The organism is Agrobacterium sp. DSM 25558, assembly GCF_900100825.1.
Classification (GTDB): Bacteria; Pseudomonadota; Alphaproteobacteria; order Rhizobiales; family Rhizobiaceae; genus Agrobacterium.
In genome coordinates this window covers 1-13,820 of sequence record NZ_FMUD01000008.1, presented here as the reverse complement: position 1 = coordinate 13,820, position 13,820 = coordinate 1, and the positions used below count along the sequence as shown (strand labels likewise).

Below are 13,820 nucleotides of genomic sequence, written 5' to 3'. Positions count from 1 at the left end.
AAAGCGCATTTATGCAGGAGCCGGCGCAAGCGCCGCACTGAAGCGCAGAAAGTCATTCCAACCCACAAGTTCCCAATTCACGCGGGGTTCTTGACGCCAAGACAACCGGACAGCAAGGCTGATCCGGGTTCAAGCGTTTTGGCGCCCCGAAAGGTATACTATTGACCAGTTTTAGCGAACTCGGCCTCTCCGAAAAAATCGTGGCCGGCGTCACCCAGCTCGGTTACACCACACCTACGCCCATCCAGGAAAAAGCGATTCCGCTTCTTCTGGAAGGCCGCGACATGATCGGTCTTGCACAGACCGGCACAGGCAAGACAGCCGCTTTCGGCCTGCCGCTCATCGAAATGCTGTTGAAACTGCCTGATCGTCCTGCAAACAGAACCACCCGCACCCTTATTCTGGCGCCAACACGCGAACTGGTAAACCAGATCGGCGAGAGCCTGCGCGGTTTCGTTCGCAAGACGCATCTGAAGATCAATCAGGTCGTTGGTGGCGCGTCCATCAACAAGCAGCAGCTGCAGCTGGAAAAAGGCACCGACATTCTTGTTGCCACGCCTGGTCGCCTGCTCGATCTGATCTCGCGCAACGCAATTTCCCTGTCCAAGGTGACTTTCCTTGTGCTTGATGAAGCCGACCAGATGCTGGACCTCGGCTTTATTCATGATCTGCGCAAGATTTCCAGGATGGTCCCTGCCGAGCGTCAGACACTGCTGTTTTCGGCCACTATGCCCAACTCGATCGCAGATCTGGCCGGCAGCTATCTGAAAAACCCGGTTACCGTTCAGGTTACGCCTCCCGGCAAAGCTGCCGACAAGGTCGAACAATATGTTCACTTCGTCGTTGGCAAGAACGACAAGACCGAGCTTCTCAAGAAGACGCTCAACGAAAACCCGGATAGCCGTTCTATCGTCTTCCTTCGCACCAAGCATGGCGCTGAAAAGCTGTCCAAGTACCTGGAGCACATCGGCTTCAAGGTCGCATCGATCCATGGCAACAAGAGCCAGGGTCAGCGCGAACGTGCGTTGAAGGGCTTCAAGGACGGCGAATTCAAGGTTCTGGTTGCAACTGACGTTGCCGCCCGCGGTATCGACATTCCAGCCGTAACGCACGTCTTCAACTACGATCTGCCTGAAGTGGCTGACGCTTACGTTCACCGTATCGGTCGTACGGCGCGTGCTGGTCTCGACGGCATTGCGATTGCGTTCTGCGCACCGGACGAAACCCGTTTGCTGCACGACATCGAAAAGCTGATGAAGATCGAGATTCCGGTTCTTTCCGGCGAACGTCCAGCAGGTCTGTCGAGCCCGTCGCGCGGCAACAACAACAACCGTGGCGCTGGCAATCGTGGCAATGCAAACGGTCCTCGCCGTCAAGGTGGAGAACGTGGCGAGCGTGCGCATGGTGATCGCCCACAGCGTGGCCCCCGTGAGGGTGCTTCGCGTGACGGAGGACGTCGCAACGGCGAATTCCGTGGTCAGCGCGCTGGCGAATTCGCACCTGTGGAACGCGACAACGATCTGGAAGTAACGTCAGATTTCAAGCGTCCGAACGCTGAAGGCGCAGCTGGCAAGCCCGCAGTCAACCGCAATCATCGCGGTGGTCAGGGTCGTCCGGCACGCAAGTCCGGTTCCTTCGCACCTGCCGGTCAGGCTCGTCCTGCTGGCAACGCCGGTCGCGGTCGCAAGCGCGGCTGATTAGGTCTGATCTGATTTAAGAAACGCCCGGATGGAAATCCGGGCGTTTTTCGTTATGGCTTTACGCCGCACAGCATTTCACGTTTACCCGCAAAGCCGGGCCGACGTTTGACGGTAAAGCCAGCCGCACCCAGATTGCGCCGCACGAAACCGGCCGCCGCAAATGTCGCGAATGTTCCGCCGGGGGCGGTCTTCGCAAACAGTGCCGACATGATATCCTGGGACCACATGTCCGGGTTCTTGGCAGGCGCGAAGCCGTCGAGATACCAGGCATCGAATGTATCGGTGCTCTGGATGATCCCCTGCATGGCATCCCCGCAGAAGACCGTCAGCCGTGTCTGCTCATCCAGAGTGATCTCAACCCAGCCTTCGGGGTCTGAAGGCCATTGCTCGACAAACGCCTTGCGCTCCGCATCCAGTTGCGGCCAGTGGGACAGTGCGCGGTCCAACTCACTTGCCGTCATTGGATAGAGCTCGAAGGACACAAAATGCAGCTTGGTATTCGCGGGGCGATGGAGTTTCCATTGCCGCCACGTTTCGCATAAATTGAGTGCCGTGCCGAAGCCGAGTTCACCGATGCGGAATGTTCCCTGCGCCGTTTCCCAGCGCTCGGGCAGGCCATTACCAGCCAGTGATACATGGCTGCATTCCTGCCGCCCGTCCGTCTGGCAATAAAAATGGTCGCCAAAGGCCAGCGAATAGGGCATATCGCCCTCTCGCCAATCCAGCATATTTGAGCCGGCTCTTACCGGCCGAGTGTCATCGGGATGTGTCATGCTCCAAGCCGATAGTCTTCCCCGACAAACAGGTCAATCACCTTTGCCATCGAGCACCTCATTGCTGATCATCGGTGGCGGCATCATGGGACTGTGGGCTGCGGTAAAGGCGGGGCGGCTGGGTATCGACACGGTGCTGGTCGACGCCGACACCATTGGAAGCGGTGCAAGTGGCGGTCTTCTGGGCGCTTTGATGCCGCATATGCCGGATCGCTGGTCGGACAAGAAGCAATTTCAGTTCGACGCACTGCTGAGCCTGGAAACCGAGATCGCGGCACTTGAGGCCGAAACGGGTCTCTCTGCAGGCTATCGGCGATGTGGACGCGTCATTCCTCTGCCGAAACCCCATTTGCGGCCAATTGCGGAACGTCATCAACGAGATGCTTTGTTGAATTGGGACCAAGGCGGTCGGACATTCCATTGGCATGTGCTGGATGCGCCGCCGGTGGATCGATGGGTGGATATTGCCGCCGGAGAGGCGGGTTTTGCCCATGACACGTTTGCCGCGAGGGTTTCTCCTCGGGCTTTTGTTGCCGTGCTGGAGCAGTCTTTGCGCGAGGCGAAGCATGTGCGCGTGTTGGAAAAGTGCGGTGTCGCGACGCTGGATCGGGATGGAGTGGCAACGCTGGAAGATGGACAGCGCCTCCGGTTCGGTCATGCCGTGGTTTCTGCCGGGCATCATTCGTTTCCCCTTCTGACGAACACGCTGGGTTTGTCTCAGGGCGCAAAGCTTGGTCAGCCTGTTAAGGGGCAGGCCGCGTTGCTTCAGGCTAATGTAGATCCGTCGATGCCGGTCGTTTTTCTGAATGGGCTTTACGTCGTCCCGCATGAAGACGGAACGGTTGCCATTGGCAGCACCAGCGAAGAGGATTTCGACGACGCTTTGACGACGGATGAGAAACTGGATGTCCTGATCGCCAAGGCGCGACAGATCGTTCCGTCGCTCGCAAGTGCCGTTGTTGTTGAACGGTGGGCTGGGTTGCGCCCCAAGGCTATCGGGCGTGACCCCATGGTCGGCCTGCATCCTGATCATCCACGCGTGGTTGCGCTGACCGGTGGCTTCAAGGTTAGCTTCGGCTTGGCGCACCGATTGGCAGATGCAGCTTTGGATGTCGTGTTGGGGAAACCTATGGATGTACCGACCAATTTCACACTTGCGGATCACATTCGCGTTTTCAACGCAAAGATGTGAATCGATAGGGTTTCAGCGTCGTTAATCTGTCACGCAAATCACCTAACAGCTTGGCTTATGCAATATAGCTGATGATATCCGTTTTTGGACGGCGAGGTGACGACGCATGCGGTACGCCATTCATTTTACGCCATCCCCCAATGATCCCCTGACCCATGCGGCTGCGGCTTGGCTGGGTCGTGATGTTTATTCCGGCCAGACAGTGGAACCACCCGCTGTTTCAAGCCTCGGCATGCAGGAAATTTCCTATCACACCGCGCTGCCGCGTCGTTACGGTTTCCACGGTACGATCAAAGCGCCATTCCGTTTGATGGATGATATGAGCGAGGCGGCTTTGCTGCGTGGGCTGATGCATTTTGCTGGCACCCATCAGCCCTTCACGCTGCCTCCGCTTGAGATTGCGAAACTCGGAAATGTCTATGGTCTGGTCCCATCCTGGCCATCGGAAACACTGAATTTCCTGGCGGCCAGCGTCGTGCAGGAATTCGATCACTACCGCGCGCCCTTGTCTGATGCCGATATCGAACGTGCCGATCCGGATCGTCTTTCGGCCACGCAGCTCACCAACCTGCACCGTTGGGGCCACCCTTATGTCATGGATGAGTTTCGCTTTCAGATGATGCTGACCGGCGGTGTGGTGCCGGGCGATTGCGCCCGCGTGGAGCGGGCGGTCCGCGGCGTGTTCGCACCCGTGCTGGAACGGCAGATCGAATTTTCAAACCTTGCGCTTTTTATCGAAGATGAACCAGGCGCGCCGTTCCGTGTGCATTCGCTGCACCCCATGGGGCGCGTGTCTGCCCGTAAGATTGCGTAAGCCCGCCCAAGAAAATGCTCTCGACTTTCCGGTTCGCGATGATACCGTTCACGAAATTTTCGTGAAGGTGATTTGATGATTTCTGCTGACTATCCCCGCAACCTGATCGGTTACGGTCGCAATACCCCTGATCCGAAATGGCCCGGCGATGCCAGAATCGCGGTGCAATTTGTCATCAATTACGAAGAGGGTGGCGAAAGCTCCATTCTCGACAGCGACAAGGCGTCCGAATCGCTTTTGTCGGAAATCGTTGGGGCTCAGCCATGGCCTGGGCAGCGTAATCTCAATATGGAATCAATCTATGAATATGGCTCGCGCGCTGGTTTCTGGCGGCTGTGGCGCATGTTCACCGACCTTGGCGTCACGACGACTGTCTACGGTGTCACCTCGGCCATGGCGCGCAACCCCGAAGCGGTTGCGGCAATGAAAGAAGCGGGATGGGAAATCGCCAGCCACGGTTATCGCTGGCTGGAGTACAAGGATTTTTCTGAGGAAGAAGAGCGCAAGCATGTGCTTGAGGCCGTGCGCCTGCACACGGAACTGACGGGCGAGCGCCCCTACGGCATGTATCAAGGCAAGCCCTCCGACAACACGTTGCGGCTGGTGATGGAGGAGGGCGGTTTCCTCTATTCGTCGGACAGCTACGCGGATGATTTGCCTTACTGGGTGAAGGGTCTGAAAGACGATCCGTTCCTGATCATTCCCTATACGCTCGACGCAAACGACATGCGGTTTGCCACGCCGCAGGGCTTCAATTCCGGCGATCAGTTCTTCACTTATCTTAAGGACACGTTCGACGTTCTGTATCAGGAAGGCATCGAAGGTGCGGCCAAAATGATGAGCATCGGCCTTCATTGCCGTCTTGTCGGTCGTCCCGGTCGCGCTGCGGCACTTCGCCGTTTCATCGAATATGTGCTTGGCCATGAAAAGGTCTGGATACCCCAACGCGTCGAGATCGCCCGCCACTGGCACGAACATCACAAGCCGGAGGCGCTGTGATGGTTGACCGAACAGACTTCATCAGCCGTTTCGGAGGAGTCTTCGAGCATTCGCCGTTTATCGCGGAGCGTGCCTATGATGCAGGTGATGTGCACGAACCCCTGACAGCAGGCAACGTCCACGCCGCGCTCTGCACCCAGTTTCGCGCCGCCTCGCATGAGGAAAGGCTGGGTGTGCTGCGCGCTCACCCTGACCTTGCAGGCAAGCTTGCCATTGCCGGAGGCCTGACCGAAGACAGCCGCAATGAACAAGCCGGAGCAGGGCTCGACCGCCTGTCGCCGGAAGAGCATGCGCGGTTTACGGAACTCAACGCCGCCTATGTGGAGAAGAACGGCTTTCCCTTCATCATCGCCGTCGAAGGCCTGACAAAGGACGATATTCTACACGCCTTTGAGACCCGCATCGACAATAACCCGGAAGACGAATTCGCCACCGCAACGGCGCAGGTGGAAAAGATTGCCGGGCTGCGCCTAGCTGCATTGCTGCCGGAAAGCTGATGAGCAATCTGCTTTCCACACGACTGCCATCACTCTATATTAGGCTCTAGGAGACATGCCATGAGACCGTCAGAGGTGCTGGAAAACAACAGGGAAGCGATTCGCGAAGCGACAAAGCGCTTCAACGCGACCAACCCCCGTGTGTTCGGTTCCGTCGCGCGCGGTGAGGATCGACCGGACAGCGACCTGGATATTCTGGTGGATGCATTGCCCGGCTCTACGCTTCTCAGCCTTGGCGGACTGCAAGACGCACTTGAGCAGATGATGCTAGGCACCAGAATTCATCTTCTTACACCGGGTGATTTTCCAGAACGTGTAAAAGTGAGAGTGTTGTCAGAGGCTAAGCCAATATGAGTTTAGATCGCCGTTTGGATCACCTTGCTGATATGAAGCGAGCGGGCGATGCTGCAGTTGATTTCGTCTCTGGTATCCAGAAAGAAGACTTTCTTACAGATTTGAAAACACAGCACGCAATTGGAATGTGCCTAATTGTGATCGGCGAGGCGACTGTTCGCTTGATGGAGTCCTATCCCGACTTTGTCACCGACCACCCTGATTTCCCATGGAATTCAATTCGCGGGCTCCGCAATCGTGTAGCACATGGATACTTTGGGCTGGATCTCGAAATTATTTGGGAAACAACGCAAATCACTATTCCGGAACTTTTAGAGAGCATTGATGCTCTCAAAAACTGGCGTGCCCAAGGTGAATGAATTTGACTGAATTTCTTGAAATCCTGCCCCTGACCCAACAGGCATTCGCGCCCTTTGGCGATGTTCTCGAGGCAGATCCTGCCAGCATGCGGATCATCAATGGTGGTAATACGGAGCGGTATCACGCGCTCGGCTCACCTGATGTAACGGGTGAGGGCGCGCGCGTCGTTTTGAACCTGTTTCGCGGTAAGGCGCGCCAATTTCCCTATGCCGTTGACATGATGGAGCGGCACCCGCTGGGCAGCCAGAGTTTTACACCGCTTTCCGGTCATCCGTTTCTCGTGGTCGTTTCAGAGGATGAGCATGGCAGGCCGGGAAAACCGAAGGTGTTTCTGGCTCGTGCCGAACAGGGCGTGAATTACCATCGCAATGTCTGGCACCATCCCCTGATGGCTATCGGTTCCACCAGTGACTTTCTGGTTGTGGATCGGGATGGGCCGGGCAACAATCTGGAAGAGTTCTTCTTCGACCATTCCTATGTCATTTCGGAGCCCACGCCATGACCGGCCTTACAACCCACGTCCTCGATGCTGCCCACGGCACGCCAGCGCAGGGACTGAAGATTGATCTGTATCGGCTTGATGGCGACAGCCGTGAGAAGCTGAAGACGGTGGAAACCAACAGCGATGGCCGTGTCGATGGCGGGCCGTTGTTGATCGGCGATGATTTTCGGGTGGGGCAGTATGAGCTTGTCTTCCACGCGGGTGACTATCTGAGAACCAAAGGCCTGGTTCTGCCGGAACCCGCATTTCTCGACATCATACCCATTCGTTTCGGCATCGCCGACGAGAGCGGACACTATCACGTTCCGTTGCTGCTCTCTCCCTATAGCTACTCCACTTACCGCGGAAGCTGATCCCGATGATGTTTGCTGCCATTGCTGATATCCATGGAAATTATGCGGCACTGGACGCCTTGCTCAGGGATATCGAGAGGTTGGGTATCGCTGATATCGTCAATCTCGGCGATTGTTTCAGCGGTCCTCTGGAGGCTGGCCGCACGGCAGATGTTCTAGTGGGGCATCATATTCCGACCGTTCGCGGCAACCATGATCGCGCTTTGATCGATCGTCCCTTCGAGGTCATGGGGGATTGGGAAAAGCCAGCACATATGCAGCTGTCCTCCGATCATTTCGACTGGTTGCAGGCTCTGCCCTTCGATCTGGTCTTCAGGGATGTCGCCTATTGCTGCCACGGGTCACCCAAGGATGATCTGGAATATTGGCTAGAGAAGCTGTCTCCGGACGGCGTTCTAAACCAGCGGCCCTTGGCAGAAATCGAGGCGCTTGCTGATGGCATCGAGCAGCCGCTCATGCTGTGCGGCCATACGCATATCGCCCGTACGGTTCAGCTTTCTGATGGCCGCTTGATCATCAATCCCGGCAGTGTCGGTTGCCCGGGCTGGAAGGATGATGAACCCTTCTACCATCAGGTCGAAGCGGGTCATCCGCTGGCCAGCTACGCGGTTCTGGAAGAGACGCCGCATGGCTGGCAGGTCTATTTCCGGCAAGTGCGCTACGACAGTGGTGCGATGGGAGAACTGGCCCGGGCCAATGGCATGCCGGGTCTCGGCAAGGCCATCGCCACCGGTTGGCTGGGCTGATCCCGCCTATCCGTCGCTCGACATGACCACGCAGGAATAGGATTGCGCTTTCAAATCCTTACAGGCGGAAAGGGCGGCTGCCTGGCTGTCGAAACCGGTGAAGCGTGCGCGGTAAAGCGTGGCGGCACCGCTTCGAACCGCTTCGGTGTAAGGCGCGATGCTTGTGTAGCTGGATGAGATAGACGGGCGCGCAGTCTTTAGAAGCGAAAGCGCTGCGGCCTGACTGTCCGCGGCTGCGATCTGCACCTCCCATGCGCTGCGCTCGGAATTGGTGGCGGGAACCGCCGAGGTCTTGATCATATCTGGCATGACATTGTGGGCAGAGGCAATCTGCATAGCGACCGGGTCTTTGCGTTCCGCAAACATGGGCAGGGGCACGCTGGCGGGGGCGGCATCGAATGTGCGGCTGGTACTGGCGCTAGCGATCAGTTGATGGTTGCTGCGGCCTCTGGACGCCTTGGGCAGGGTTCTGTCCAGCAAAGTCACCATCTGGTTGTCGCGACTGCGAGACGTTTTGCCACCCAGCACGACGCTGACGACGCTGCGGCCATTGTGGTTGACTGCGCTGACGAGGTTGAAGCCGGAGGCATTGGTGTAGCCGGTCTTGATGCCATCCACGCCCTGATAGCGGCTCAGAAGCCGGTTGTGACCACTGATCGTCTTGCCACGGAACTTGAAGGACCGCGTAGCAAAGAGCTTGTATTCCTTAGGGTAATCCCGCTGAAGGGCTAGTCCGAGCTTTGCCATGTCGCGGGCCGTGGTGACCTGCGCCTTGTTCGGCAGACCGGAGGCGTTGCGGAAGACGGTTCTGGTCATGCCCAACTGGCGGGCCTTGCGGGTCATCATCTGCGCAAACCCTGCCTGCGAACCTCCCAGATGGTCGCCCATACCTTCGGCCATGTCGTTAGCGGATTTGACGATCATGCCATAGACTGCTTCGCGAACCGTGAAGGTCGTACCGGCTTTGACCCAGAGCTTCGAGGGGATGACCGCTGCGCCACGCTTGGACATGGTGATGCGTTGGTTCCAGCTCAGGCGACCATCATGCAGCGCCTCGAAAACCAGATAAAGCGTCATCATTTTCGTCAGCGAGGCCGGGTAGTTTTTCGTGTCGGCATTCTGGGAATCCAGCACTTTTCCCGTGTTTGCATCCATCACGAAATGCGCATAACCGGCCTGCGCCGGAGATGCGTGCAGGGAAAGAACCGCACAGAGGAAGGCCAAAGCAAACATCCACGCTCCGGCCATACCCCGTCTGATCGTTCCCAACATGTGTCACCCCTTATCCGTCTATTCGCCGTTGCCAAAATGACTGAAACTTTCAGGCAACAAAACCACTCAAACTTTAAAGACCGCTTTCATCCTTAATTAAGTATGAAAATCGACCCCCATTGGTGGCGGGTTATTTTCTTGAAAACAAACCAACCGTCCGGTATGTATTTGGTCATGGATATGTTGAATGAACGTAAGAAACAACCGGATGTCGTGCGCCGGAATTTGATGGACTGCGCGGCCAGACTTGCGGCAGAGCAGGGGTTTTCGGCTGTCTCCGTACAGGCCGTCGCATCGGCTGCCGGTGTGACGAAGGGTGGCCTGTTTCACCATTTTGCGTCCAAGCAGGCGCTGCTGGAGGCGGTGCTTGGCGACCTATTAGCCAAGCTGGATGAGGATATCGATGCCCTGATCTCACAGGATTGTGAGGGCTACGGATGCTTCACGCGGGCCTATGTGAATGCATTTTTTGCCGATCGCGGACGCGAAACCTACGCACAATGGTCAGCAATCTCGGTTGCGCTCGTCAGCGAACCGGCGCTGCGGCAGCTATGGGAACGGTGGATCAACGGTCGCCTGACCCGCCATAAAACGACGGATGATCATCTCAACCTCGAACTCGTCAGGCTCGCCATCGACGGGCTCTGGCTTGCAGATTTGGTGAGCGAAAAGGCGCAGGTCGGCGACGATAAAGCGGGACTTCACAAGCGACTGATCAGAGCGGCTAAAAAGGAAATTGACACATGAACGGCGTTACCCTGACCTACGCGGCGCTTGTCGCAGCCATTGTCTGTGAGGTCATTGGCACATCTTTCTTGCAGCAATCGCAACAGTTTACCCGGTGGGTGCCGACGCTTCTGATGGCCGTCTTCTACGGAGCGGCGTTTTATCTACTGTCCATTACGCTGCGGACGATCCCCGTCGGGGTCGCCTATGCCATCTGGAGCGGGCTTGGCATCGTGCTGATTTCAGCGGTGGACTACGTGTTCTTCCGCCAGACACTCGATCTCGCTGCGTTGATCGGCCTCGGGCTGATTATCGCGGGCGTGCTGGTCGTGAACCTGTTTTCGAAGACGGTAGGGCACTAAAAGTGCCGCTTGGCCCTCAGCGCACCAGAATGCTGCTATCCACATCGGTCAACAGACGTTTGCCGCACAGCGCCATGGTGATATCCATCTCCTTGCGGATGATTTCCAGCGCCGTGGTAACGCCCTGCTTGCCGCCTGCGCCGAGGCCGTACAGGAACGGGCGGCCGATATACGTGCCTTTGGCACCAAGAGCGATGGCTTTCAGAACGTCCTGACCCGAGCGAATACCACCATCCAAATGGATTTCGATCTTGTCACCGACGGCATCGACAATCTTCGGCAGCATGTCTATGGAAGACAGCGCGCCGTCCAGCTGGCGTCCACCATGGTTGGAGACGATGATCGCATCCGCACCGGTGCCCGCGGCAGCGATGGCATCTTCCTCATCCAGAATACCCTTGAGGATCAGCTTGCCGCCCCAACGTTCCTTGATCCACTCCACGTCCTTCCAAGAAAGGCGTGGATCGAACTGTTCCGCCGTCCATGAGGAGAGCGATGACAGGTCGGAGACGTTCTTTGCATGGCCAACGATATTGCCAAAGCTGCGGCGCTTGGTCTGCAACATGTCGAGGCACCATTGCGGGCGTGTCGCCATCTGCCAGATGTGTTTGGGCGTGAATTTGGGTGGGGCGGAAAGCCCATTGCGCAAATCCTTATGACGCTGGCCGAGAATCTGAAGGTCCAGTGTCAGCACAAGCGCCGAGCATTTCGCGGCCTTGGCGCGGTCGATTAGATTGTTGACGAAATCGCGGTCTTTCATCACGTAAAGCTGGAACCAGAACGGTCGCGACGTGACGGAGGCAACGTCTTCGATCGAGCAGATGCTCATGGTCGATAGCGTAAAGGGAACGCCGAATTCCTCCGCCGCCTTTGCCGCCAGCATCTCGCCATCCGCATGCTGCATGCCGGTAAGGCCGGTGGGAGACAGTGCCACGGGCATCGACACTTTTTCGCCGATCATCTCCGTCGCTAGCGAACGATCCGTCATATCCACCAGCACGCGTTGACGAAGCTTGATCTTAGCGAAATCATCCTCGTTGGCGCGATAGGTGCTTTCGGTCCATGCGCCACTGTCGGCGTAATCGAAGAACATCTTTGGAACGCGGCGTTGTGCCTGTTTCTTCAGGTCAGCGATGGTCAGCGCTTTGCTCATGGATGAAGCCTTCAAATTTGAATAACATCTTCACCTAACATGCGAGTGTCGTTTGTGACATCTGAATTGTCAGCTTTTCAGGTCAAAATTTGCGCAAAGCCGCGCTGGCATCGGCCGGGACAATGTTGTGAAGCTGGATGCCGGGCTTTTGCGGGAAACGTAATGCGGCACGCGGCAAACTTTTGCCACAAAATCTCCTTTTACGTGTCATGGAAAGATAAAATAGAAATAATTCTACCGAGGATAGTTTTAAAAGCTGATCGGAGCTGTTGATGATTACAGTTTATTACTGGGCACCGCATATTTCCGTTGGCAATGTGGGGCATGCCTCGCTTGCCATTGGAGTGGGACAGGCGAAGGGTCTGGAGAGATATGTGAGTTGGTGGCCTGGACCGGGCGAAAGCAGCTTGATCAAAGGCCAACCGATATCGCTGCGAACATATGAAATCGATGTGAAAGCAGAGGGAGGCCCTCCTGTAGGTACCGTATCTATTTCGGGTCTTGATGAAGCGCAGATGAAGCGTGCGTGGGACCATATGCTTGCGAATAACCCACGCTATTCACTTCAGCGAAAAAATTGTGCCTGGACGGTGAAGAGCATCTTGGATGTCGGGACGGGTTACGATTTTGGTGCCGCCGCTTCGGATTTCATCAATTTGCGGGTGGCTGGCGGTGTGTGGACGCCAAGAGCAGTATTCGAATATGCCAGGCTGCTGAAAAATCGTTACGACAGCAAAGCCAAGCGGTTCGAAAACGCGACGAACGACGCCTATAATCTGCGGATCAGCTAGGATCTATTTTATTGTCTTAAACGCAAAATGGGCGGCACAAGCCGCCCATTTTGTTCGTTCGAGCGCTAGTCTCAAAACTCTTCCCAGCTATCCTGCGCAACGGCGGCAGCCGAACCACCACCGAACGCACCTGCGATCTTGCGGCCCAATGCGCGGGCTGGAGATGGTGCCGGTCTTGATGTGCTGGAGGCAGAGCGGACAGGTGCAGCCGATGGAGCCGAGCGGCTGGAGCCTGCGCCATCACCGAGATTGAAGCGTGACAGCAACTGGTTGAGAGAAGCAGCTTCCTTGGCAAGGCTGTGGCTGGCGGCCGTCGATTGCTCCACCATGGCCGCGTTCTGCTGTGTGCCCTGGTCCATCGTGTTAACGGCGGTGTTGATTTCCTGAAGGCCGACCGACTGTTCGCGTGACGATTCCACGATCGCACCGATGTGGCGGTTGATTTCCTGAACCTCGGTGACGATCACTTCAAGCGCACGACCGGTTTCGCCGACCAGATTGACGCCGGAGCGCACGTGCTCGCCGGAGGTGGTGATCAGCGCCTTGATTTCCTTCGCAGCCTTTGCAGAGCGCTGTGCCAGTTCGCGCACTTCCTGTGCAACCACCGCAAAGCCCTTGCCCGCTTCACCAGCACGTGCCGCTTCGACACCTGCGTTCAAAGCCAGAAGGTTTGTCTGGAAGGCAATCTCATCGATGACGGAGATGATGTTGGTGATCTCGCCCGACGAGCGTTCGATCTCGTTCATGGCCGTTACGGCTTGGCGCACGACGGCACCGGACTTTTCCGCACCATCACGGGCCTTGGCAACCAGATGACCGACTTCTTCGGCACGGCTGCTGGAATCCTTCACCGTTGTGGTGATTTCTTCCAGAGCAGCAGCGGTTTCTTCCACAGATGCCGCCTGCTGTTCGGTGCGCTTGGACAGGTCGTCTGCGGCAGAGCGGATTTCATTGGCACCGGCATCGATACCGCGGGCATTCTGGCCGACGGCACGCAGCGCGTCATTCAGATTGGCAACGGAACCGTTGAAGTTGTTGCGCAGTGTGTCGAGATGGGTAACGAACGGCGTATCGATGCGGTAAGCAACGTCACCTTCGGCAAGACGATCCAGGCCCTTGGCCAACTGATCGACGGCAAACTGGGTATCCGCCGCATCCCTGGTCTTCTGTGCTTCACGCTCGATGCGTTCCTTTTCGGACACGCTGCGGTTTGCTTCGGTTTCCTG

The 13,820-nt window shown here is 56.9% G+C and carries 17 protein-coding genes; 13 read left to right on the top strand and 4 right to left on the bottom strand.

The genetic code is table 11. The features are described from left to right. Nucleotides 1-161: 161 nt before the first annotated feature. Entirely contained in the window at nt 162-1,697 is a 1,536-nt protein-coding gene (locus tag DSM25558_RS08895; protein WP_077103902.1) for a DEAD/DEAH box helicase, read from the top strand. 53 nt (nt 1,698-1,750) lie between these two features. Here DSM25558_RS08895 and mnmD read toward each other — a convergent pair whose 3' ends face one another. After that, on the bottom strand, nt 1,751-2,473 hold the full coding sequence (mnmD, locus tag DSM25558_RS08890; RefSeq protein WP_077103900.1) for a tRNA (5-methylaminomethyl-2-thiouridine)(34)-methyltransferase MnmC2: 723 nt from the start codon (nt 2,471-2,473) through the stop codon (nt 1,751-1,753). Between mnmD and DSM25558_RS08885 the strand changes: the two genes are divergently transcribed. The 9 genes from DSM25558_RS08885 to DSM25558_RS08845 all read left to right on the top strand — a co-directional run bounded on the left by DSM25558_RS08885 (nt 2,472) and on the right by DSM25558_RS08845 (nt 8,290). Continuing rightward, on the top strand, nt 2,472-3,665 hold the full coding sequence (locus DSM25558_RS08885; protein WP_077103898.1) for an NAD(P)/FAD-dependent oxidoreductase: 1,194 nt from the start codon (nt 2,472-2,474) through the stop codon (nt 3,663-3,665). The two genes, mnmD and DSM25558_RS08885, sit on opposite strands and share 2 nt — an antisense overlap. Before the next feature lie 106 nt (nt 3,666-3,771). Further along, nucleotides 3,772-4,479, top strand: a complete 708-nt coding sequence (locus DSM25558_RS08880; protein WP_077103896.1) for a DUF1045 domain-containing protein — start codon at nt 3,772-3,774, stop codon at nt 4,477-4,479. A gap of 75 nt (nt 4,480-4,554) precedes the next feature. Further along, entirely contained in the window at nt 4,555-5,478 is a 924-nt protein-coding gene (gene puuE / locus DSM25558_RS08875) for an allantoinase PuuE (protein ID WP_077103894.1), read from the top strand. Next, entirely contained in the window at nt 5,478-5,975 is a 498-nt protein-coding gene (gene uraD / locus DSM25558_RS08870; RefSeq protein WP_077103892.1) for a 2-oxo-4-hydroxy-4-carboxy-5-ureidoimidazoline decarboxylase, read from the top strand. The genes puuE and uraD overlap by 1 nt, the downstream gene beginning before the upstream one ends. A 60-nt stretch (nt 5,976-6,035) precedes the next feature. After that, nucleotides 6,036-6,329: a nucleotidyltransferase family protein gene (locus DSM25558_RS08865; protein WP_077103890.1), complete on the top strand. Its 294-nt coding sequence runs from the start codon at nt 6,036-6,038 to the stop codon at nt 6,327-6,329. Beyond that, entirely contained in the window at nt 6,326-6,688 is a 363-nt protein-coding gene (locus tag DSM25558_RS08860) for a HepT-like ribonuclease domain-containing protein (protein WP_077103888.1), read from the top strand. The genes DSM25558_RS08865 and DSM25558_RS08860 overlap by 4 nt, the downstream gene beginning before the upstream one ends. Nucleotides 6,689-6,690: 2 nt before the next feature. Further along, on the top strand, nt 6,691-7,191 hold the full coding sequence (locus DSM25558_RS08855) for an ureidoglycolate lyase (RefSeq protein ID WP_077104183.1): 501 nt from the start codon (nt 6,691-6,693) through the stop codon (nt 7,189-7,191). Further along, nucleotides 7,188-7,544, top strand: coding sequence for a hydroxyisourate hydrolase (gene uraH, locus DSM25558_RS08850; protein ID WP_077103886.1), 357 nt, complete (start codon nt 7,188-7,190; stop codon nt 7,542-7,544). Before DSM25558_RS08855 ends, uraH begins: the two co-directional genes overlap by 4 nt. 5 nt (nt 7,545-7,549) lie before the next feature. Then, nucleotides 7,550-8,290, top strand: coding sequence for a metallophosphoesterase family protein (locus DSM25558_RS08845; RefSeq protein WP_077103885.1), 741 nt, complete (start codon nt 7,550-7,552; stop codon nt 8,288-8,290). A 6-nt stretch (nt 8,291-8,296) separates the two neighbouring features. Here DSM25558_RS08845 and DSM25558_RS08840 read toward each other — a convergent pair whose 3' ends face one another. Continuing rightward, a complete protein-coding gene (locus DSM25558_RS08840) occupies nt 8,297-9,538 on the bottom strand; it encodes a D-alanyl-D-alanine carboxypeptidase (RefSeq protein WP_077103883.1) in 1,242 nt (413 codons plus the stop codon). Between the two features lie 186 nt (nt 9,539-9,724). Between DSM25558_RS08840 and DSM25558_RS08835 the strand changes: the two genes are divergently transcribed. Beyond that, entirely contained in the window at nt 9,725-10,309 is a 585-nt protein-coding gene (locus DSM25558_RS08835; protein ID WP_077103881.1) for a TetR/AcrR family transcriptional regulator, read from the top strand. Next, nucleotides 10,306-10,650 (top strand): DMT family transporter, encoded by a 345-nt coding sequence (locus tag DSM25558_RS08830; protein WP_077103879.1) that lies wholly within the window; start codon nt 10,306-10,308, stop codon nt 10,648-10,650. Before DSM25558_RS08835 ends, DSM25558_RS08830 begins: the two co-directional genes overlap by 4 nt. Nucleotides 10,651-10,666: 16 nt before the next feature. Here DSM25558_RS08830 and DSM25558_RS08825 read toward each other — a convergent pair whose 3' ends face one another. Continuing rightward, nucleotides 10,667-11,803, bottom strand: coding sequence for an alpha-hydroxy acid oxidase (locus DSM25558_RS08825; RefSeq protein WP_077103877.1), 1,137 nt, complete (start codon nt 11,801-11,803; stop codon nt 10,667-10,669). 272 nt (nt 11,804-12,075) lie between these two features. Here DSM25558_RS08825 and DSM25558_RS08820 point away from each other — a divergent pair, with 272 nt between their 5' ends. Further along, on the top strand, nt 12,076-12,594 hold the full coding sequence (locus DSM25558_RS08820; protein ID WP_077103875.1) for a hypothetical protein: 519 nt from the start codon (nt 12,076-12,078) through the stop codon (nt 12,592-12,594). A gap of 71 nt (nt 12,595-12,665) precedes the next feature. On the opposite strand, the gene DSM25558_RS08815 is transcribed toward DSM25558_RS08820, so the two are convergent. Beyond that, nucleotides 12,666-13,820: methyl-accepting chemotaxis protein (locus DSM25558_RS08815; protein ID WP_244554144.1), on the bottom strand; the 1,155-nt coding region annotated here is incomplete at its 5' end.